The sequence below is a fragment of the Lysinibacillus sp. ZYM-1 genome (genome assembly GCF_001308875.1).
Lineage (GTDB): Bacteria > Bacillota > Bacilli > Bacillales_A > Planococcaceae > Lysinibacillus.
Genome location: NZ_KQ465106.1, coordinates 27,267 through 47,903, shown reverse-complemented (window position 1 = coordinate 47,903; position 20,637 = coordinate 27,267). Strand labels below are relative to the sequence as shown.

At 36.5% G+C, this 20,637-nt stretch carries 19 protein-coding genes; 7 read left to right on the top strand and 12 right to left on the bottom strand.

All coding sequences use genetic code 11. The annotated features are described in order from the left end of the window. Positions 1 to 155 precede the first annotated feature (155 nt). The 7 genes from AO843_RS00200 to AO843_RS00175 all read right to left on the bottom strand — a co-directional run bounded on the left by AO843_RS00200 (position 156) and on the right by AO843_RS00175 (position 9,605). Positions 156 to 1,814 carry a hypothetical protein gene (locus tag AO843_RS00200; protein WP_054609156.1) on the bottom strand — a complete coding sequence of 553 codons (1,659 nt, stop codon included), beginning with the start codon at positions 1,812 to 1,814 and terminating at the stop codon, positions 156 to 158. A 143-nt stretch (positions 1,815 to 1,957) separates the two neighbouring features. After that, entirely contained in the window at positions 1,958 to 2,131 is a 174-nt protein-coding gene (locus AO843_RS23850; RefSeq protein WP_082389345.1) for a YjfB family protein, read from the bottom strand. Positions 2,132 to 2,266: 135 nt separating this feature from the next. After that, positions 2,267 to 2,848, bottom strand: coding sequence for a ribosome biogenesis GTP-binding protein YihA/YsxC (gene yihA, locus AO843_RS00195; RefSeq protein WP_054609155.1), 582 nt, complete (start codon positions 2,846 to 2,848; stop codon positions 2,267 to 2,269). 4 nt (positions 2,849 to 2,852) lie between these two features. Next, positions 2,853 to 5,177, bottom strand: coding sequence for an endopeptidase La (gene lon, locus AO843_RS00190; RefSeq protein ID WP_054609154.1), 2,325 nt, complete (start codon positions 5,175 to 5,177; stop codon positions 2,853 to 2,855). A 229-nt stretch (positions 5,178 to 5,406) separates the two neighbouring features. After that, positions 5,407 to 6,678, bottom strand: coding sequence for an ATP-dependent protease ATP-binding subunit ClpX (gene clpX, locus AO843_RS00185; RefSeq protein WP_008180649.1), 1,272 nt, complete (start codon positions 6,676 to 6,678; stop codon positions 5,407 to 5,409). A gap of 530 nt (positions 6,679 to 7,208) precedes the next feature. After that, positions 7,209 to 8,498, bottom strand: coding sequence for a trigger factor (gene tig / locus AO843_RS00180; protein WP_054609153.1), 1,290 nt, complete (start codon positions 8,496 to 8,498; stop codon positions 7,209 to 7,211). A 123-nt stretch (positions 8,499 to 8,621) separates the two neighbouring features. After that, the gene (locus AO843_RS00175) at positions 8,622 to 9,605 is read right to left on the bottom strand and encodes a hypothetical protein (protein ID WP_054609152.1); all 984 of its coding nucleotides are present in this window, start codon (positions 9,603 to 9,605) and stop codon (positions 8,622 to 8,624) included. A gap of 210 nt (positions 9,606 to 9,815) precedes the next feature. On the opposite strand from AO843_RS00175, the gene AO843_RS00170 reads away from it, so the two are divergent. From AO843_RS00170 to AO843_RS00140, 7 genes are all read left to right on the top strand, one after another. Continuing rightward, positions 9,816 to 10,280: a hypothetical protein gene (locus tag AO843_RS00170; RefSeq protein ID WP_054609151.1), complete on the top strand. Its 465-nt coding sequence runs from the start codon at positions 9,816 to 9,818 to the stop codon at positions 10,278 to 10,280. A 263-nt stretch (positions 10,281 to 10,543) separates the two neighbouring features. Beyond that, positions 10,544 to 11,386, top strand: a complete 843-nt coding sequence (locus tag AO843_RS00165) for a DUF2785 domain-containing protein (protein WP_054609150.1) — start codon at positions 10,544 to 10,546, stop codon at positions 11,384 to 11,386. 827 nt (positions 11,387 to 12,213) lie between these two features. Beyond that, entirely contained in the window at positions 12,214 to 13,119 is a 906-nt protein-coding gene (gene qoxA / locus AO843_RS00160) for a cytochrome aa3 quinol oxidase subunit II (RefSeq protein ID WP_054609149.1), read from the top strand. Positions 13,120 to 13,179: 60 nt separating this feature from the next. Then, on the top strand, positions 13,180 to 15,123 hold the full coding sequence (gene qoxB, locus AO843_RS00155; protein ID WP_054609148.1) for a cytochrome aa3 quinol oxidase subunit I: 1,944 nt from the start codon (positions 13,180 to 13,182) through the stop codon (positions 15,121 to 15,123). 1 nt (position 15,124) lies between these two features. Next, positions 15,125 to 15,724 (top strand): cytochrome aa3 quinol oxidase subunit III, encoded by a 600-nt coding sequence (gene qoxC / locus AO843_RS00150; protein ID WP_054609147.1) that lies wholly within the window; start codon positions 15,125 to 15,127, stop codon positions 15,722 to 15,724. Then, positions 15,724 to 16,005, top strand: a complete 282-nt coding sequence (qoxD, locus tag AO843_RS00145) for a cytochrome aa3 quinol oxidase subunit IV (protein WP_054609146.1) — start codon at positions 15,724 to 15,726, stop codon at positions 16,003 to 16,005. The genes qoxC and qoxD overlap by 1 nt, the downstream gene beginning before the upstream one ends. Positions 16,006 to 16,269: 264 nt before the next feature. Beyond that, positions 16,270 to 17,127: a DUF6612 family protein gene (locus AO843_RS00140; RefSeq protein WP_054609145.1), complete on the top strand. Its 858-nt coding sequence runs from the start codon at positions 16,270 to 16,272 to the stop codon at positions 17,125 to 17,127. Between the two features lie 86 nt (positions 17,128 to 17,213). Here the strand turns inward: AO843_RS00140 and AO843_RS00135 are convergent, their stop codons facing one another. The 5 genes from AO843_RS00135 to AO843_RS00120 all read right to left on the bottom strand — a co-directional run bounded on the left by AO843_RS00135 (position 17,214) and on the right by AO843_RS00120 (position 20,637). After that, entirely contained in the window at positions 17,214 to 17,633 is a 420-nt protein-coding gene (locus tag AO843_RS00135; protein WP_054609144.1) for a universal stress protein, read from the bottom strand. 50 nt (positions 17,634 to 17,683) lie between these two features. Next, positions 17,684 to 18,751 carry a PQQ-dependent sugar dehydrogenase gene (locus AO843_RS00130; RefSeq protein ID WP_054609143.1) on the bottom strand — a complete coding sequence of 356 codons (1,068 nt, stop codon included), beginning with the start codon at positions 18,749 to 18,751 and terminating at the stop codon, positions 17,684 to 17,686. A 71-nt stretch (positions 18,752 to 18,822) separates the two neighbouring features. Then, positions 18,823 to 18,987 (bottom strand): hypothetical protein, encoded by a 165-nt coding sequence (locus AO843_RS24775; RefSeq protein ID WP_197278841.1) that lies wholly within the window; start codon positions 18,985 to 18,987, stop codon positions 18,823 to 18,825. 152 nt (positions 18,988 to 19,139) lie between these two features. Beyond that, positions 19,140 to 19,556: a YugN family protein gene (locus tag AO843_RS00125; RefSeq protein WP_054609142.1), complete on the bottom strand. Its 417-nt coding sequence runs from the start codon at positions 19,554 to 19,556 to the stop codon at positions 19,140 to 19,142. 127 nt (positions 19,557 to 19,683) lie between these two features. After that, a complete protein-coding gene (locus tag AO843_RS00120) occupies positions 19,684 to 20,637 on the bottom strand; it encodes an alpha/beta hydrolase (RefSeq protein ID WP_054609141.1) in 954 nt (317 codons plus the stop codon).

The window sequence follows — 20,637 nt, the reverse complement described above, 5'->3', positions numbered from 1 at the left end:
TCTAAAAAACAAAAAATCTGCTTGTCTTTCGAGAGTATTTACAATATAGCCCATACGCCTACGCGAAGTAATCTTCCTCTTCCGATTTTAATTACAACGCTTTTTTGCTAATACCATTCGCATTAGACTCGCAGATTTTTAGTTTGTTATTTACATTAATCTACTAAAATAAAATGACCTTTCACAAATCGATCTGATAATACAACTAAACGATCAGAAGGCTGTAAGTCAGAAGCTTGAATCACTTTACCTGCTTTTATCAGTGTCGCTTGGTCAATATTCATATTAACCATTTCACCAGCTTCATACCAACGCCCATTTTGCCATTGACTAACACTCTTGACGTTAATGACAGCTGGGTACGTAGATTTCACAGACTGTAGCTTTCCTGTAAGCATTAATGGTGCAACAGGTTTCGCATTATCTAAAATATGAAGTGCTTGTACATGCCCATCCTTCACATAGAAGTAACCATAATCGCCTTCCGATAAATAAAGTTCAATATCAGGCATGATGCTATATGTTTTATTGCCGTCATCTACCTTTGCCTTTGTCGAATTACTAACTGACAGAACAGTATGATCGGTTTTCTTGAAAACATTTGATTCAATTTTCATTGCATCGTCAATTTCAATAAGGTATCCATCAGCTTGCGTTAAACGTCCATAATATAATTCATGACCAGCTAAGTTAGGTGACATAAAGCTATCACTCGTCACTTGCACTACCTGCGCATAATGATCACGAGCAGCACCATCCGCTATTACAAATGCTGTACCATAAGCCATGAGCCCTGTTGGTTCAATTAGTCGGCCATTACGAATTAAAATAGTTCCATTATGGAAATACATTGTGCCTGCTGTTTTAAGCTTTAACAGTTGGTAATCTGTATCTACAGAAAGCATTGGTTCGTAATAAGTTCGTTCATTGTTTTTCAATACCACAATTTTCTCAATAACTTCTTTTCCAAATTGTTTTACAGTCGCGTAGTATGCTTCACTACCAATATAATTTTTTAGTTGACCTTTCTCTACTTTCGTATTCCCTACATAAATAGGCACCTTAGACGTAAAAGGCATTGTTGAAAGATCTGCAGTTGTTTGCGAGCCAAATTGCCAGTTAACAAAAGCATGTTGGTTTTTTACGGTTAATTTATTGGCATTGGGGTTAACTGCTTGTATTTCGCCTTTATAAAGGTTTTCTACTAGAGTACCCGTTTCACTTATAGCTACTTTTGTTACGATTGAGGTATTTTTATTTTTCAAACTCAATTTAATTCGATCTCCAACATACAGTGCACTAATATCCGTTGCTGAAGATCCTTTTTGATAATTGGTTTCTTTATTTATATAATAAGTTGTTTCTGCACCAACATCCGGCTTAACCATAATAAATAATCCATTAGGATCAATACTCGTTACGACACCAGCAATTGTGGAACCGCTGCCTCCTGTTGATGGGACATTCGTTTCTGTAGGTAAATTGGAATTACCACGTAGTTCCACCACACTTCTTAAAGAGATTTCAGCTTCCACTTCCATGCCCATTTTAAAACCTTCTATTGTTGTGGACGTATTATTAATAAATAAACGAGTGTTTTTATTAATATTGTAAGTTACAGTACGTCCACGATCATTTTGCAATGTCACCTTACTAAGCTGCTTTTCTATGGTGCCATCTGGCTTTGTATATTCCGAATATGTTACATCGACAAAGGTACCAGTCACTAATTGGGCAGCTTTAGCTGTTTGGTTAAAGGAAAAACCTACAACCATCAGTAACATAATCAATAATATGTATGAAAATTTTTTCAAAAATCCTGCCTCCCTACTAAATATTAGTAATAAATAGTATATCGTATTATTGGTAGTTTTTCTCATTCAAAAAGTTACAATTTCTATCACGATCACTAACTTTAAAAATAGAGGTAGCTTTCAATTAAAGCTACCTTGTCTGCTCAGACCTGAACATCAATTGTATGTCCAGCTGTCGGATGTGGAGCATCTAACATTTCAACTAATTGTTCTGTGTTTTGCTGTTGCATCTCCATTGCTTGTTTTGTTACAGCCAGTGATACATTTTGCATAAGTGTTGCTTGATTCATCGATATTGATAAAGCTGCTATATCCATACAGTCCACCTCCTATCTACTTTATCGACCAATTATTTAATTCCTCAAGCATATTCCCCAATTTTCTACATAGCTTTATTCTGAAAAATAAAAAGCATCTACAGTCCTAAACATTAGAACAAGTAGATGCTTTTTTTACATTCTATTTTCGATAGTTCGCCAAGCCTCTTCAAAACCAAGACCCGATTCTGAAGAAAAGACAATAAGTGGATCATTTTTTTCCATCTCCAATGTCTCTTTGACAATTTTTTTATGCTTATCCCATTTACCTTTTGGAATTTTATCTGCCTTCGTTGCAATAACAATGCAAGGAATATTATAATGCTTTAAAAAATCATACATCATGCGATCATCAGCCGTTGGAGGATGACGTAAATCAATAATTTGTACAACTGCTTTCAGTTCTTGACGCCCTGTAAAGTAACGCTCAATCATTTTCCCCCACGCTTCACGCTCTGACTTCGAAACCTTTGCATAACCATAACCCGGAACGTCTACAAAAAATAATTGCTCTTCGATTTTATAAAAGTTAAGGGTTTGTGTTTTACCAGGTTTAGATGAAATACGTGCTAAAGCTTTACGTCCGATCATTCGATTAATGAAGGAAGATTTCCCTACATTTGAACGACCAGCTAATGCAAATTCTGGCAGTCCATCTTCTGGATATTGGTCTGGCCTTACCGCACTAATGACCATTTCGACATTATGGACTTTCATTTTTCTAAATACCTCCGTCCAGTGCATAGGCTAATACTTCATCAGCCGATGACACTAGTTTAAATGTAAGTTGCTCACGGACACTGTCAGGAATATCTTCTATATCGCGTTCATTATCCTTTGGACAAATAATAGTCGTTAATCCTGCACGGTGAGCACTTAATGTTTTTTCTTTCAAACCACCAATTGGTAGTACTCGACCACGTAACGTGATCTCGCCTGTCATCCCCACTTCACGGCGAATCGGGCGGTTTAGAATAGCGGAAACAATAGCTGTCGCCATTGTAATACCTGCAGATGGTCCATCTTTTGGAACTGCCCCTTCTGGAACGTGAATATGAATATCATGAGTATCGAAATATTCTGAATCGACTTCCAGCTGTTCCATTTTTGTTCGAACATAGGATAATGCTGTTTGAGCAGATTCCTTCATGACATCGCCTAACTTACCTGTTAGTTGCAATTTCCCTTTTCCACGTGTTAAGGATACTTCAATTTGTAATGTGTCACCACCAACTGTTGTATAAGCAAGACCTGTAGCAACACCTATTTGATTTTCTTTTTCAGCCTGTCCATAGCGGAAACGATGTTTACCAAGTAATTCTTGTAATGATTTCGAGTTAACTGTTACTCGTTTTTTCTCACCAGAGACAATTATCTTAGCAATTTTACGACAAAGCGTAGCAATTTGACGTTCTAAGCCACGTACCCCTGCCTCACGTGTATAATAACGTATAATATCAATTACCGCTTCATCCTTAATAATAACTTGCGTTTTTTTCAAACCATGTTCTTTCAGTTGCTTAGGAATTAAATGATTATTCGTAATTTGTGCTTTTTCAATTTCTGTATAGCCTGCTATAGAAATAACTTCCATACGGTCTAATAATGGCCCAGGGATACTACTTAAATCATTAGCAGTGGCAATAAATAGCACATTTGATAGATCATAAGACTCCTCAATATAGTGATCACTAAATGTATTGTTTTGCGCAGGGTCTAAAACTTCTAGCATTGCTGCAGCAGGATCCCCTCTAAAGTCATTAGACATTTTATCAATTTCATCTAATAAAAATACCGGATTAATGGTACCAGCTTTTTTCATCCCTTGGATAATACGACCTGGCATAGCTCCTACATACGTACGACGGTGACCACGAATTTCAGATTCATCACGAACCCCACCTAACGAAATACGAATAAACTTACGGTCTAAGCTCTCTGCAATGGAGCGAGCTAATGAGGTTTTCCCTACTCCTGGTGGTCCCGCTAGGCAAAGTATTGGTCCACGGAGCGAATTTTTCAGCTGACGGACAGCTAAATATTCAAGAACCCGTTCTTTAACTTTTTCTAATCCATCATGATCACGATTCAAAATGTTCTCAGCATGATCGATATTCATCCGATCCTCTGTTGCATTTGTCCAAGGTAATGAGATTAGCCAGTCGATGTAATTCCGAATAACACCACTCTCAGCACTAGCACCTGGAATTTTTTCATATCTATCTAATTCTTTCAGTGCCACTTCTTTTGTCGACTCAGGCATACCAGCTTCGTCTATACGTTTACGTAATTCTGCGACTTCACCCGTTTTCCCTTCACGGTCTCCAAGCTCTGTTTGGATAGCCTTCATCTGTTCACGTAAATAATATTCCTTTTGCGTACGCTCCATTGATTGTTTTACTTTTGAATTAATCTTTTTTTCAAGATCCAATACTTCTTGCTCATCATGTAAACGGATAATTAAGTGATCGAGTCGTTTCTTCACATTGAGCATTTCCAACACTTCTTGCTTATCTGCAATTTTAAATGGTAAATGTGATGCGATAATATCTGCTAAACGTCCTGGTTCCTCAATATCCGCTACAGTATTAATGGTTTCGGCTGTTATTTTATTAGAGGATTTAGCATATTTTTCAAAGTACGTTAATAGTGTACGCATTAAAGCCTGCGTTTCTACATCTTTATCCATCGTCTCTTCTTTAATGTCAATATCAACAACTGTATAATTTTCTAACGCACGATAGTTTTCCCAAGAAGCACGAGCAACTCCTTCAACTAAAATTCGCAACGTACCATTTGGTAATTTTAACATTTGTTTGACATAAGCCATTGTACCAATCGCATATAGATCTTGTTCTTCTGGTTGTTCATCGTGCATTTCCTTTTGTGTTACCAATAAAATCATCTGGTCCTCTAACATTGCCTGTTCTAGCGCCGCTACAGAACGATTTCTACCCACATCAATATGTAACACCATCGATGGGAATACTAAAAGTCCACGTAAAGGCAATAATGGTACATTTGTTGTTTTTTGTATGGTTACCATGCGGGTATTCACCTCCGTCAAAATTTTCATGTTCACATCCCGCGCTACTAGTATGTGTTTAAAAAACTGATTCACACTAGTTATTGAAACGAGCCAAAAATTTCTACAAGTCAGTTGGCTAGTATGTAAAAATGAATAAAAAGCTGACTGTCGATATGTGCGAAAATTGCACAATCGAAGTCAGCTAATTACTCTTTATCTCATAACGGTAGACAGCCAAATCTATACGCTATGCTGAAGTTTTTGTGTCGCTACCTTCATCGAGTTCAGTGCCATCTTCAAGAAGCAATTTCGGTTTTTCTTTATCCGTAATTGTTTTTGCAGTAATGATACATTTTTTTACGTCTTCACGTGAAGGCAGTTCGTACATTACATCAAGCATCGTTGACTCAATTATTGAACGAAGACCACGTGCACCTGTTTTACGCTCAATTGCTTCCTTCGCAATTTCTGCAAGAGCACCTTCATCAAACTCAAGCTCAACACCATCTAGTTCAAGCATTTTCTGATACTGCTTAGCCAGCGCATTTTTAGGCTCCGTCAAAATTTGTACTAGTGCTGCTTCATTTAATTGCTCTAGACTCGCAAGTACTGGTAATCGACCAATGAACTCTGGTATTAGACCAAATTTCAGTAAATCCTCAGGAATCAGCTTAGACATGATAGAACCTTCATCTACGTCCACTATATTCGGATCCGAACCAAATCCAATTATTTTTTCACCTTGGCGACGTTTAATGATGGATTCAATGCCATCAAATGCTCCACCAACAATGAATAGAATATTGGTTGTATCGATTTGTAAAAACTCTTGATGAGGATGCTTTCGGCCACCTTGTGGCGGAACACTCGCAACTGTTCCTTCTAGAATTTTAAGAAGTGCTTGTTGAACACCTTCGCCAGAAACATCACGTGTAATGGATGGATTTTCTGACTTACGTGCAACTTTATCGATTTCATCAATATAGATAATACCTTTTTCAGCGCGTTCGATATCATAATCTGCTGATTGGATTAACTTTAATAAAATATTTTCAACGTCCTCACCAACATATCCTGCTTCAGTTAAGGAAGTAGCATCCGCGATGGCGAATGGAACATTTAATATACGTGCTAACGTTTGAGCTAATAATGTTTTACCGCTACCAGTTGGGCCGATTAACACAATGTTCGATTTTGCCAGTTCAACATCATCAATTTTACTATTTGTATTGATGCGTTTATAGTGATTGTAAACCGCAACTGCTAATGCTTTTTTAGCACGCTCTTGTCCAATTACATACTCATCTAAAATCGTTAGGATCTCTTTTGGTTTTGGGATATCTTGGAATTCGATTTCCTCTTCTACACCAAGTTCCTCTACAACGATTTCTGAACAAAGCTCGATACATTCATCACAAATATACACACCAGGACCTGCCACTAATTTACGTACTTGTTCTTGTGGTTTTCCACAGAAAGAGCATTTTAAATTGCCTTTTTCATCATTAAATTTGAACAATATGTTTCACCCCTATTCAAGCAACAATCTTACAAGATTATTGAACCTTTATCAAATAAATTGTCTGCATCATTTACGCCTTCGCATTCATGCAAGTAGATTATAACGCAAAGTCATGTTGTTTTCTTCTTTTGCCGTCTGCAGCATATTTTTCAGGAACCCATTTGCTTCGTAACCTTTCGTTGTGCTAAGGTCTCGGTTCTTCACTACTGACACATAAGATTCTAGCTGCCATCAACTACTGATATCTCGATCAGCTACATAGCTTTTTATTTATAAATCTACTACATTCATCTACCAAGGCTTTTTTCATTCGAAGATATATTATTGTAAATGGCTTATTATGACCTTACAGAATGAAGTTAAATTAGCATCGTGTAAAAATAAAAACAATACTATGTATAAGTGAAGTATAAAGTGAGTCGTACTAAACTTTAAGGGGACTGATTTGATTAGTTGATGTGATAAAACAAGGCACGGTTTAATGCCGTACCTTGTTTTCTTTTAGCTATCTAATTACACACAAAATATTATTCAGTAATTTTAGCGTTTTCTACTAAAAATTCAACTGTTTTTTGGATTTTGATGTCGTTTTCTAGTACTGCTGTACCACCTAAAGCACCTGTAATTTGATCTTTTGTCATGTTGAATTGAGCAGCCATTTTTTCTAATTCTGCTTCAATATCCGCTTCAGTTGCTTCAATTTTTTCAGCTTCAGCAATAGCTTCAAGTGTTAAAGATACACGTACACGGCTTTCTGCTTCTTCTTTCATTTGACCACGTAAGTCTTCTTCTGATTGACCTGAGAATTGGTAGTAAAGATCTAAGTTCATACCTTGAGTTTGTAGACGTTGACCAAACTCTTGTAACATACGATCAGTTTCAGAGTTAATCATACCTGCTGGTACTTCAAATTCAGCATTTTCAGCAGCTTTTTCAACTAGCTCATCACGAAGAGCTGCATCAGATTCTGCTACTTTTTGTGCTGCAGTTTGTTCTTTAATTTTAGTGCGTAAAGCTTCTACGCTTTCCACTTCTGGATCTAATTCTTTTGCGAATTCATCATTTAACTCAGGAAGAACTTTTGTTTTAACTTCTTTCACTGTTACTTTGAAAGTAGCTTCTTTACCTGCTAATTCAGCTGCATGGTATTCTTCTGGGAATGTAACAACTACATCTTTAGATTCGCCAGCTTTCACACCTGTTAATTGCTCTTCAAACCCAGGAATGAAAGAACCTGAACCGATTTCTAGTGGATAGTCTTCACCTTTACCACCTTCAAAAGCTTCTTCACCAACGAAACCTTCGAAATCGATCACTGCAGTATCACCGTCAACGATTGCTTCGTCTTCTTTAATTTCAAGTTCAGCTTTACGAGCTAATTGATCTTGAATTTGTGCATCTACTTCTTCATCAGTTACTTCAACTGGAAGTTTAGCTACTTCTAGACCTTTGTAGTCACCCAGTTTTGGCTCTGGTTTCACTGTTACTTGTGCAGTGAATGAGAAATCTTGACCATGTACAAAGTTTTCTGTACCAGAGATTTCTGGATAATCAACTGGCATAATTCCAGCTTCATCAATTGCTTTTGCATAAGAATCTGGAACGATAATTTCTAATGCATCTTGGTATAAAGATTCGATACCAAAACGTTGTTCAAACATTTTACGAGGCATTTTACCTTTACGGAAACCTGGTACATTAATTTGTTTTACAACTTTTTTGAACGCTTGGTCCATTGCTGCATCTACTTCCACAGCAGGTACTTCAATTGTAAGAGTACCGATATTACCTTCTTGTTTTTCCCATTTTGCTGACATGTATAAATACCTCCAAATAAATAATCAAGTTAGTTTATGATGTTAGACAATTCATTCGTAACTACGATTTTGACAACCATTTTAGTATAACATAGATGTGTATAGTTTCAACTTATTTCATACCTAATGTAGTTCTGTTAGCTTTTCTAACATTTGTAAAAACTCTACGATTTCATAGTCCATTTCTTGCACATTTCCTAGCATTGATAATACAAAATCTATATAACTATAGGCTACATCTTCGGCTTCAAATGGATGCCATTCAAAAGGATATGTGACAATGGCATGTTTCGCCATTAAATATTGTACCATTTCCAACGTGGTCGGGTCTTGTGCCAACTTATTTTCAACCAGATTTTTTATTTCACCATATTGCGGTAACTGATTAGGCAAAACTAGTTGAGCAGGGTTTATGTTTTTTGAGTGCCCTAATTTTGAAATCGTAATATCAATTGAAACTTCTTGTTCGACTAATAAAATTAAAGCCAAACTTTGGACAAAAGGGTGAATCGTTGCACTTTCAATAATTTCTTGCAACGCAGTTTTTAATTGTCTTACATTAGTATCCATAAGACGATGTAATTTAATAGATTGCTCATTGGCTGTTAGTGCACAAAAGTTTGTCAGCTCATATTCCTGCTCTTCTATGAGCTGTTGCACATTTTCTTTTTTTTCAAGGTTTTTAGATACTTCTCTATTGAGACTTTTTAAACGTTCGAATTTTTCAACTTGATCACTTGGCAGTACACTCTCTTCAAGAAGGGTTGTGATCAACGTTTCTACTTGATGGTATTCCTTCATCTGCATACATATTGTAATGTACAATTCCATGACTTCAACATACATCGTCGTGCCCATAGCAAAAAGCTGCTCACAAATGCTTTTTGCTTTGTCATAATCCTTTAATTCATATAAAGCAAAGGCATAGGCACTAAGCGCAAATTCATCGCCAGTTTCATATATAAATGCCTTTTCAAAACTTGCAACAGCTTTTTCATATTGATAATTTTCAGCAAACATATGCCCTTCACGTATTAAAGTTTGGACAGCGCCTGGAAAAACAACAATATTGTCATGTTTAATGACATGACGCTTACGCTTTGTCATTTCCCTCACCTCTTCAGTTCTATTTTCCATTTCATTTACTAAAAAAATCCACAAGTTTCTTATTTTTTACAAAAAAATTTTGCTTTAACATTCATATTTTGTAATAAATTGTATTATAATTACAATAGTCTAAAATTTATTACAACTTGCAGACATTCTCCATAGTTGTCTGCATCAAGAAAATCAAGTTCTTAACAAGGAGTGGAATACATGCAATTACTAGATACAATCACTGAATTTGATCATTGTATCTCACCTGCATTCGAGGCATTATCGATTAAAGTCATTTCATTTTCTACAACAGACGGACCTATTCAAGATAATCCGATCGAATTTGAATTTTTAACACGCACAAAAATAGACGTATACACACAAGAAGCTAGCACTTATCTTTTACGTATTCATGGAACAATTCCTGGTTCTATTTCACTTGGACATCAAAATGAAACTCTTTCCATCATTCCTCAAAAAGTAAACATCGAATGTAATTACAAGCTGTTACATGTTGATAAAAAAGATATGCATCAAATTTTACAACATCCTGTGCCAAATCAGCATTATAGTGAGTGGCTCATTGATGCAATAAAAAATACCAATATTCTCGTCGAGCTAAAGACAAACCAGCACTCATTGATTGAATGGCCCATCGGTATAAAATCAGCGGTCATAATATAGGTAGAGATAGACATACTTAACGGTATGTCTTTTTTGTTACTCACATATAAGCTTTTCCATTTTGTTGCGTTTCTATCATAACAACTTTCTATAGTTTCTGGAATTAATATTATAACAACAACCTAATAATGAAGTGTTTGTACAATCGATTGAATTAGAAAGGCTGTCTATACAGCAAGCATTAGGGTTGCAAATTTGTCGATTTGCTAAGAAAAGGAGCTATAATATATAGAACAAACCTTATGATGGAGGCTCACTCAAACATGATTTTAAAAGAAACATTACAATCTTTTTCTACAATGACACTACATGAACGTCAGACATTAATGCTGGACAAAGGAGAATGGCTATTACAAGAAATGCTAGCATACATCGGTTCAGTTGATGCTGAATTACGTGATCATTTAATTTATCGTACGTTTATTGATTTATTGAGCGATAATCTATTGAGCAAGCATCAATTACAATTTTTATTTGAAACAGCAACAAGTGAGGAATTCTTATATTTACATATTGGAGAAACATCAACAGACAGCGTCTTTACAAGATCATTTTCTGCATTGCTTGTTGCAGGCCTACTTGCAAAAGATGCTGAGTTGCTTGTTTTAAAGGAAGAAGAATTGCAGAAGTTCTTTAAAAAAATTGGACGCTATTTATTGTTAGAGCAAGATACAAGAGGTTACGTTCAAGATAAAGGATGGGCTCATAGTATTTCACACGGTGCTGATTTAGCTGTCATGACCATTAAACATCCAAAATTCGATTTACAATATGCCCCTTCCATTTTACATGCACTGAAGCTTGTCACTTGGAAAGACACTGTTTATGTTAATGATGAAGAGGAGCGTTTAATCAACATAGTGGATGCTTTATTGCAACAAAATTACTCAGAGGAAGCATTGATTGAATTTGTTGAACAGGCCTTCGATAAATTTGAAATGCATTTAATGACGCAGGGTTATAATAAAAGCTTTTTTAGCGGGCGTACTTGTACATTAAACTTCATGAAAACATTGTATTTTTCTTTAAAAATGAATAATAAAGCCCTTAAACTACAAAATACGATTTATGGACAAGTAGCCAAATGGCTAAAGCTTGGTGACTGACTTAAAGGTGAAAAATGCTTATTCAATACACATCTTGCTCAGTATCATAAAAAATTTCTACCATACTAGCAAACTAGGACTATTCTTAGTTTGCTTTTGTTTTTCAAATAGAACATAAATATGTAAATATATGTATAATAAAGAAAACCGGTTATTATATTAACATAATTAATAATACCTCCCATTTATTCCCTTGTCACTCATTCCTTTGATTGATAGTTCATCCTTATGTTTCCACGAAATACCTTTGTATCTACTCCTTTTATTTAAAAAAGGCAAATAAAAAATATTATCACGTCCGATTAGATGTTGATTTTATTACAAAACAGCGTCCAAAATGTGAAATACTATTTTTCATAAAAAAAACTATTTACTTAGTTAAACATGAAGAACCCAGTATTTTCAACGTTTCCACAGTGTTTAATGAACAAAACCTTTAAATACCAATACTAAAATAACGATTTTTGTTCAAAAAATGTTCAAATTCAATGTATCTTTACTATCAATTTCATAACAAAATTATGTTTTTTCTTAAAAACAGGGCGTATAATCCAATGTGCAAACAACGACAAGATGTGACAATCGTCAATAAACATGTACGTATGTGAAACGATTGCACAAATCCTTGATTTTGCTAACGCTTGCATTAGACCAATCAACTTCAAGATTTATGTTTCATATTGAACCATGCCATTGTAAATTCTTAAGTTGTTGATTGGTACGCCAAGATAAAAGAGGTGACCTCAGTATCCACTATTTATAAATGTGAACTGACAAAAAAAACTCATGAATTTTATGAATAGCCGTTCTATAGAAAGGAGTCAAACATGAAGAAAAAATTAAGTTTAATGTTTGTAACATTGGGTGCTCTTGCACTTCTTGCTGGATGTGAACCATTAACAGTGTTCAATCCTAAAGGACCAAATGCAGAAACATTATCAAACACAATTATTTTATCCATTATTACAATGGCCTTTATATTACTAGTCGTGTATGTGCTTTTAGCCTTTATGCTAACTAAATATCGTGCATCAAAAGCATCTGCAGATTATGAGCCACCTCATGAAGAGGGTAGCCATCTTCTAGAAATTACATGGACAGTAATTCCAATTATTATCGTTGCATTCTTGGCTGTTGTGACTGTAAGAACAACATCTACTGTAGAGGCTCAGCCAGCAGGATATGACGATAAAGAACCTTTAGTAATTTATGCATCTTCATCAAACTGGAAATGGCACTTTAGTTACCCTGAAGAAGGCGTTGAAACGGTAAACTATGTCAATATTCCAGTGGATCGTCCAATTGAGTTTAAACTATACTCATTCGGTCCAATTACAAGTTTCTGGATTCCTCAATTAGCAGGTCAAAAATATGCCATGAGTGATATGTTAACAACTATTCACCTTGCAGCAGATGAAGTGGGTTCATTCATGGGACGTAACTCTAACTTCAATGGACGTGGATTTGCAGAAATGGAATTCGAAGCACAATCTATGACACAGAAAGACTTCGATGAATGGGTTGCTGATGTTAAAGCAAAAGAAGCACCATTAACAGAAGAAAAATTTGATGAGTTATTAAAGGCTGAGCATGTTGGTCGCCAAAGCTTCTCATCTACACACTTAGAATTCAGACCTGCTCCAATGGAACATGGTAAAAACATGGATATGGGTGGCATGGATCATGGTGATATGTCTGAAGAAGACATGAATAATGAACATTCAGGTCATTAATTTAAATTTAACTTTGAACGAATATGCTATTAATTTTTAATTTTGAAAGGAGCGCATCCAATGAGTATGGAAGAATTATTCCATCCAATGCAAGAACCGATGATTTTAGCGGCAGCTATTAGTATCGTAGTTGGAGCAGTGGTTATCGTAGCTGGCCTTACTTTTTTCAAAAAATGGGGCTATTTCTACAAAAACTGGCTATCAACTGTTGACCATAAAAAAATCGGGATTATGTATATCGCAGTAGCATTATTAATGCTATTCCGCGGTGGTATCGATGCACTGTTAATGCGTGCACAAACAGCTGTTCCGGATAACGGACTTCTTGATGCACAACATTATAATGAGATTTTCACAACACACGGTTTATTAATGATTTTATTTATGGCAATGCCATTTGTTATTGGTTTAATGAACATTGTCATCCCACTTCAAATTGGTGCACGTGACGTTGCTTTCCCACGTCTTAATGCTGTCAGCTTTTGGCTATTTGCAGCAGGTGCCGGTTTATTAAACTTATCATTCATTATCGGTGGTTCACCAGATGCTGGTTGGACAGCCTACTTCCCACTTGCAAGTACAGAATTTAGTCCGACTGTAGGGAATAACTATTATTCTTTAGCACTTCAATTATCAGGTATTGGTACATTAATGACAGGTGTTAACTTCATCACGACAATTATTAAAATGCGTGCACCTGGTATGAAATTAATGAAAATGCCAATGTTTACTTGGTCGATTTTAATTACGAACGTAATTATTGTTTTCGCATTCCCAGTATTAACTGTAGCGCTTGCACTTATGATGTTTGACCGTCAATTCGGTACAAAATTCTTTGCAATGCAAGACGGCGGTATGGATATGCTTTGGGCCAACCTATTCTGGGTTTGGGGACATCCTGAAGTTTATATCGTTATTCTGCCTGCTTTCGGTATTTTCTCAGAAATCATTGCAACATTTGCACGTAAAAACTTATACGGTTACAAATCAATGGTTATGAGTATGGTTGTCATTTCTTTACTATCATTCTTAGTTTGGGCCCACCACTTCTATACAATGGGTCACGGGGTAATGGTAAATAGTGTATTCTCTATTACAACTATGGCAATCGCCGTTCCTACTGGTGTTAAAATCTTTAACTGGCTACTAACAATGAGGAACGGGAAGATTCAATTTACAACCCCGATGCTTTATGCTCTTGGCTTTATTCCAATCTTCACAATTGGTGGGGTTACAGGGGTAATGCTAGCGATGGCAAGTGCTGACTATCAATATCATAATACGATGTTCTTAGTTGCCCACTTCCACTATGTTTTAATTCCAGGTACAGTATTCGGTGTACTTGCAGGATACCACTATTGGTGGCCAAAAATGTTCGGTTTCCGTTTAAACGAAAAATTAGGGAAAACTGCGTTCTGGTTCATTGCAATCAGCTTCAACGTAACATTCTTCCCATTATTCATTTTAGGTTTAGATGGTTATGCTCGTCGTATGTACACTTACTCTGAATCAACTGGCTATGGACCATTGAACATGTTATCATTCGTTGGTGCTTTAGGACTTGCTGTCGGCTTTGCGTTGATCGTTTATAACATCTACTACAGCTGGAAACATATGCCTCGCAATGAAAAAGCGGATGTTTGGGATGGTCGTACACTTGAATGGGCTACTCATTCACCAGTACCAGAATACAACTTTGCAGTAGTTCCAACTGTTACTCGCTTAGATGAGTTCTGGTTCGCGAAAAAAGAAGGTCGCGATATTACAGCAGGTACAATTGAAAAAATTCACATGCCAAATAATACTGGCACACCATTCTGGATGAGTGGATTCTTCTTCCTTGCAGCATTCTTTGCTGTATTTAATCTATGGATTCCAGCCATCATTAGTATGCTTGGTGTATTTGGCTTTATGATCCATCGTTCTTTCGAAAAAGATCATGGTCGTTACATTTCAGTTGAGGAAGTTATGGCAACTGAGAAAAGCTTGAGAGGTGATAAATAATATGAAAATCGATTCTTCACTTCCATTAGAATATAGTACAGAGGAAAATCGGCTGAAAATATTTGGTTTCTGGATTTTCCTTGGCGCCGAGATCGTGTTATTTGCCACATTATTTACTGTGTATTTCACACTCCATACACGTACAGGTAGTGGCCCAGATGGTGCTGAAATTTTCGAATTAACTCCAGTTCTATGGGAGACATTCTTATTATTAACAAGTAGTTTCACAATTGGTCTGGGTGTTCATGCAATGCGTATTGGTCGTAAAAAAGCAATGATGACATTCTTCATCATTACCCTTTTACTAGGCTTAGGCTTCTTAGCTATTGAGATTGATGAATTCGTCACTTATGTACATGAAGGTGCGACAATTCAAACAAGCGCATTCTTGTCGTCGTTAATGACTTTACTTGGAACACACGGTGCCCACGTAACATTTGGTTTCTTCTGGGGCCTAGGCATCATTATCCAGGTAGCTAAACGTGGTTTAAATCCACAAACAGCGAACAAAGCGTTTATCTTCTCATTGTACTGGCATTTCCTAGACGTTGTTTGGATTTTCATCTTCAGCTTCGTCTACTTGAAAGGACTGATTAGCTGATGAAGGAATTATTCCCAAAACAACATGTCATGGGCTTCGGCTTCTCATTATTACTGACACTTGTCGCTTTAGCCGTTGTATCTTTTGATATGAGTTATAAAATGGCATTCGCTATTTTACTTGTAACTGCCCTTGCACAAGCAACTGTACAATTAGTGCTATTCATGCACATCGGTGAATCTGAAGATAAGAAAACGTTATATACAACGATTTTATATTCAGTATTCGTAGGTGTTGTCACAATCATTGGTACATTGTTCGCCATGATCTGGGGTTACTAAGTAAATTACATTTAGATATTTTCGAGCTTGTTAAAAAGCTCTTCAAAAAGCTGTCCCAACCTTTCGTTTTAAACGATTGGTAGGTGACAGCTTTTTTATCACATTTCTTTTAATAATTTTCACGCTTGTCACTGTTCGTTGTCCTGCAAGATTATTGTTTTTTAATAAAAAATTAGATTTATTTTAAAAAATAACGAAACTTTTCCTTTTCTAGGGCGTATATTAGTAGATAGTGTTTTTTACCAAGAATAGGAGATGAAAGTAATGAAGAAAATTTTTAAAGTATTAGCAGTTGGTACACTAGCATTGACACTTGCCGCTTGTAATTCAAGCGCTACGCCTACGAAAGACACAACTAAAACAAGCAAACTTACTTTGGAACAAGTGTATGACAAAGCGGTGGATCGCCAAGCCGACATTAAAAGTGCCAGCGCCAATATGGACATGACACAGGTAACGAAGGTTGGATCTGGTGAAGAAGCTATGGAATTCTCTATCAACTCTAAAATGGACATGGACATTATCGTTGATCCACTTGCCATGCATTTATCAGGTTCTATGTCGATGCCAGATATGATGAGTGAAAGCCAAGAAACAACGGACATGCCTATTGAAATGTATATGAAAAAAGATGCTGGCCTTTTCATGAAAGATGTGACTACAGACAGCTGGTTAAAGCTTCCGGATGAGAATTTTGATGCTATTTTAGATCAAACGGCTGCTTCTGCTGACGCTAAGGAACAACTAGAACAACTTAAAAAATTCATTAATGATTTTACATTTGAACAATCAGATGATGAGTATGTCCTTACATTGGAAGCAAAAGGTGATAAATTTAAAGAGTTAATTAATTCTGAGATTAACAAATCCATGCAGGACATGGGGCTTGACGAAAACCCAATGGATCAATTAACAATTGAAAAAATCAACTACGTGCTACACATCGATAAAGAGACTTATGATACGAATAAAATGGATATGAACTTTGATTTAAAAATGGCAGTAGAAGGCGATGAATTGTTAATGAATACAAAATCAGTCGTTACTTATACTGATTTTAATCATCTTAAAACAATCGATATTCCTCAAAGCATTATTGATAACGCCCAAACAATCGAATAAAAAAACAAACCTGCTTGTCATCTAAGTACAAGCAGGTTTGTTTTCATTTTTATCGATATATTAATATGAAGAAGCCCCTTCCCCAATTATCGAACGATTAATACATCACAGTGAGCATGACGTACTACTTTTTCTGCAACGGACCCTAACATCATTTTTTCCATTCGATTTAACCCTGTTGCCCCACATATGATTAAATCAACATTCGACAGTTGTGTTAAAATCCCTTTTGGTGAACCTGTTTCTACTACTGACTCTACGCTTCGAACACCTGTCTGGACCACTTGTTTTTCTAAGTTTTCCATTTTGATCTCGTTTTCTTTCTTCAATTCCTCTGCATATTTTAAGTCATATGCAGAAATCGCTCCGAAAGATTTTGTATCAATCACATTCACTAATTGCAAAGTAGCATTATGTTGCATTGCTAATTGACTCGCTCTTTCCAAAGCTTTCAATGATTGTTCTGAGAAATCAATTGCTACTGCGATTTTAAGATAGTTAGCCATGTTAGTCCTCTCCATTCATCATGCCATTCCATGTTTTCTCAAATATTATATCACAAAGGTGTTCTGTATAGCTTATCGTCATGAGGTTGTGGATTGCCACGTCCATCCGTATTATTGCTTATAAAGTAAAGATAGTCATCATCCCAAAAAACATCTCGAATTCTACCAAATTCCGATAGTAGTACGTCTTGATTGTGCTTTTTCATATCAAATGTTAGCACAGCCGTACCTCTTAGTGCCGCAACATATAATTGATGATCAGCCATAGTAATACCGGATGGTGCCCATGTTTTCGTAGCGCCTGAAGTAAATAGAGATGTTACCATGCCTTGACGTTTGTCTGTCCCCTCAATGAACGGCCATCCATAATTCTTCCCTTTTTCAATAAAATTGATTTCGTCATTTGCAGCATTGCCATGTTCGCTTGCAAACATCGTTCCATCCGTTGTCCATGCCAATCCCTGAGGATTTCGGTGCCCATAGCTATACACATAAGAATGAGGAAAAGGATTATCACCCGGTATAGAACCATCCATATTGAGTCGTAAAATTTTACCTTCTAACGCATCTAAATTTTGTGCTAAAGAAGGTTCCGTGGCATCACCTACTGTAGCATACAATTTACTATCCGGACCTATTTTTAAGCGACCGCCATGATGATATGTACCGCTCTGAATTCGATCAATTAATAAATCAGTTTCCTGCCACTTATTATCAGCTAATGTTAATGTCACAATCCGATTAAATTGTTCTGATCCTTCCTCATACGTATAGTAAGCGTAGGCAATACCTGTTGCTGTAAAATCAAGGGCTAACACAAATCCCAATAGACCAGCTTCAGGTGCTGCTGACAACTTCTTCTTTAAATTGACCTGTTGTCTTTCAACTACACCTTTTGTAATCCTCACAATATTCCCTGGTCTTTCTGTTAAATAAAACGTGTTATCACTTTTTTCAATAGACCATGGTGCTTGCAATTGTTCCGCTATTATTTCAACGTTTTGAGTGGCTTTTGGGGGTTCCCCTTGTTTTGTCTCTCTTCCTCCCTTTTCCTTGGGAGTCGTACAAGCAACAAACAGAAAAATGGTTAGCAGCAAAAATGGAAGCATCCGTTTCATCTTTTGTCCCCTTTTCTTTTTCACCTGAAAAAATGATGATATTTTTTGAAAATAGAAAAAGACGTCCGGCCCTAGACGTCTCTTTTACTTACTTTTATACTTTCAAACATAATTATTTCACCAAATGCTTTTGTTTGCTCTAGCACCTTAAGATAAGCTTCTTTTCGATGGATGAGTCGTTCTTGCTGTAATTTTTGATAGGAATGATAAAAATCATCGATAGCTATTTTATCCATAAACTCACCTCTTATAATAGTGTAGGTTAACACCATTATATGGTTGGAAAATTCTTACGACAATTCTATTTCCTATTTTTGATTATAAGTTCCCAATGATCGAAAGGATAAAAGACATAAGATTTCTCGAAAAAACATATATATTTATCTAATTAGTTTATGAAAAAAGGCAGTACTTTTTCTTCTACAACTTGTTCACCCGCCTGAATCCATCTACTTTTATCATGAATATGTCCATCCTTATCAAGCGGGGTTTGAAACTGGCTAGCCCCTGTAGCATCCAGTAAAGAACCTTCATCATAATCTAAGCCAACGTTTGTAACATGTTTAATGACAAACGGCTTTTGAAAACGAATTTGGGCATCTTCATTGTCAAGTTCTCCCGCTGTTACGATAAAGGGCACGCGTAAATATATCGTTTCGCCACCCTCTTTCCATAGTACCGCGTCGAAGCTTCCTTTATGATACTCCCAATTCCCGCCAATTGTAAAACCTCGATTAATAATATGATCTCTCAAATACCCAAAGCTTATCTCTTTTCCGACTATTTTTGAATCAAACTGTAGCAATTTATAGCCTCCTCCTTTCACTTGATAAAAGTCTATCCTAAAAAGAGGAATTACAAACTATTTCTCGCATCTAGCATAAAAAACTCGAAGCCCTGATTGACATGGACCTCGAGTTTTTGTAAGTGATTTATAGGGGAACTGAGATTGTTCGATTTAACACATATTTAGCGGCTTCTACATACTCTGTAACAGCTCTTTGACTAACCGTGGCTGTTGGCACTAGACTTTCAAAGCCATGATAGCATCCTGGATATAAGTGAAATTCAACATCGACACCAGCCTGACAGAGCTTCGTTACATATTGTAACGTTTCATCACGGAACGGATCTAATTGACCAACACATGTGTAAGTGAAGGGTAGCCCCGTTAAGTCATCGGCTCTTGCAGCAGCAGCATATTGTGGCACATTATCACTGCCATTTTCTCCATTCAAATACATTTCCCATCCCTTTTGATTGAGTGCATGATTCCAGATCATATGCCCAGTAATCTCCAATGAAGATAGAGTATTATTACGATCATCTATCATTGGATATAGAGGCATTTGGAAACTAAGCTTTGGATAATTACGATCACGAGCTAGTAGTGCAAGAGCGGCTGTTAGTCCACCACCAGCACTTGCCCCAGCAATACCTATACGATGACAATCAATCCTTAATTCATCTGCGTGATCTGCCACCCATTTTAACGCTGTATAACAATCTTCGAGCGGAACTGGATAAGGATGCTCAGGTGCAAGTCTGTAATCTACCGATACAACGACACACTTCGCATCAGTAACAAAGCGCTGACAAAGCAAATCATCGCCCTCTGGAGCGCCTAAAACATAGCCACCACCATGAATCCACAGCAATGCCGGGTAAATTTCACATTGTTCTTTAGGCTGATAGATTCTAATACGCAGTGCTACATCTTCTTCAGGCCCTTGAATCATTTTATTGGTAACTAAAATCTGTTCGTCTATTGTTGCTGGTTCGGCTACAGCCGCCATCCCATCTCTTGTAGCTTGTACATTGTCTAAGTCTAAAGGTGGAAACACAGCTAACATTTCTTTTAGTTCTGGATCAATACGATGTTCCAT

Excerpts from the sequence above, each read along its gene's own strand:
- AO843_RS23850 (WP_082389345.1), bottom strand. The coding sequence starts at position 2,131 with ATGGATATAGCAGCTTTATCAATATCGATGAATCAAGCAACACTTATG.
- yihA (WP_054609155.1), bottom strand. The coding sequence starts at position 2,848 with ATGAAAGTCCATAATGTCGAAATGGTCATTAGTGCGGTAAGGCCAGAC.
- lon (WP_054609154.1), bottom strand. The coding sequence starts at position 5,177 with ATGGTAACCATACAAAAAACAACAAATGTACCATTATTGCCTTTACGT.
- tig (WP_054609153.1), bottom strand. The coding sequence starts at position 8,498 with ATGTCAGCAAAATGGGAAAAACAAGAAGGTAATATCGGTACTCTTACA.
- AO843_RS00175 (WP_054609152.1), bottom strand. The coding sequence starts at position 9,605 with ATGACAAAGCGTAAGCGTCATGTCATTAAACATGACAATATTGTTGTT.
- AO843_RS00170 (WP_054609151.1), top strand. The coding sequence starts at position 9,816 with ATGCAATTACTAGATACAATCACTGAATTTGATCATTGTATCTCACCT.
- AO843_RS00165 (WP_054609150.1), top strand. The coding sequence starts at position 10,544 with ATGATTTTAAAAGAAACATTACAATCTTTTTCTACAATGACACTACAT.
- qoxA (WP_054609149.1), top strand. The coding sequence starts at position 12,214 with ATGAAGAAAAAATTAAGTTTAATGTTTGTAACATTGGGTGCTCTTGCA.
- qoxB (WP_054609148.1), top strand. The coding sequence starts at position 13,180 with ATGAGTATGGAAGAATTATTCCATCCAATGCAAGAACCGATGATTTTA.
- qoxC (WP_054609147.1), top strand. The coding sequence starts at position 15,125 with ATGAAAATCGATTCTTCACTTCCATTAGAATATAGTACAGAGGAAAAT.
- qoxD (WP_054609146.1), top strand. The coding sequence starts at position 15,724 with ATGAAGGAATTATTCCCAAAACAACATGTCATGGGCTTCGGCTTCTCA.
- AO843_RS00140 (WP_054609145.1), top strand. The coding sequence starts at position 16,270 with ATGAAGAAAATTTTTAAAGTATTAGCAGTTGGTACACTAGCATTGACA.
- AO843_RS00135 (WP_054609144.1), bottom strand. The coding sequence starts at position 17,633 with ATGGCTAACTATCTTAAAATCGCAGTAGCAATTGATTTCTCAGAACAA.
- AO843_RS00130 (WP_054609143.1), bottom strand. The coding sequence starts at position 18,751 with ATGAAACGGATGCTTCCATTTTTGCTGCTAACCATTTTTCTGTTTGTT.
- AO843_RS24775 (WP_197278841.1), bottom strand. The coding sequence starts at position 18,987 with ATGGATAAAATAGCTATCGATGATTTTTATCATTCCTATCAAAAATTA.
- AO843_RS00120 (WP_054609141.1), bottom strand. The coding sequence starts at position 20,637 with ATGGAACATCGTATTGATCCAGAACTAAAAGAAATGTTAGCTGTGTTT.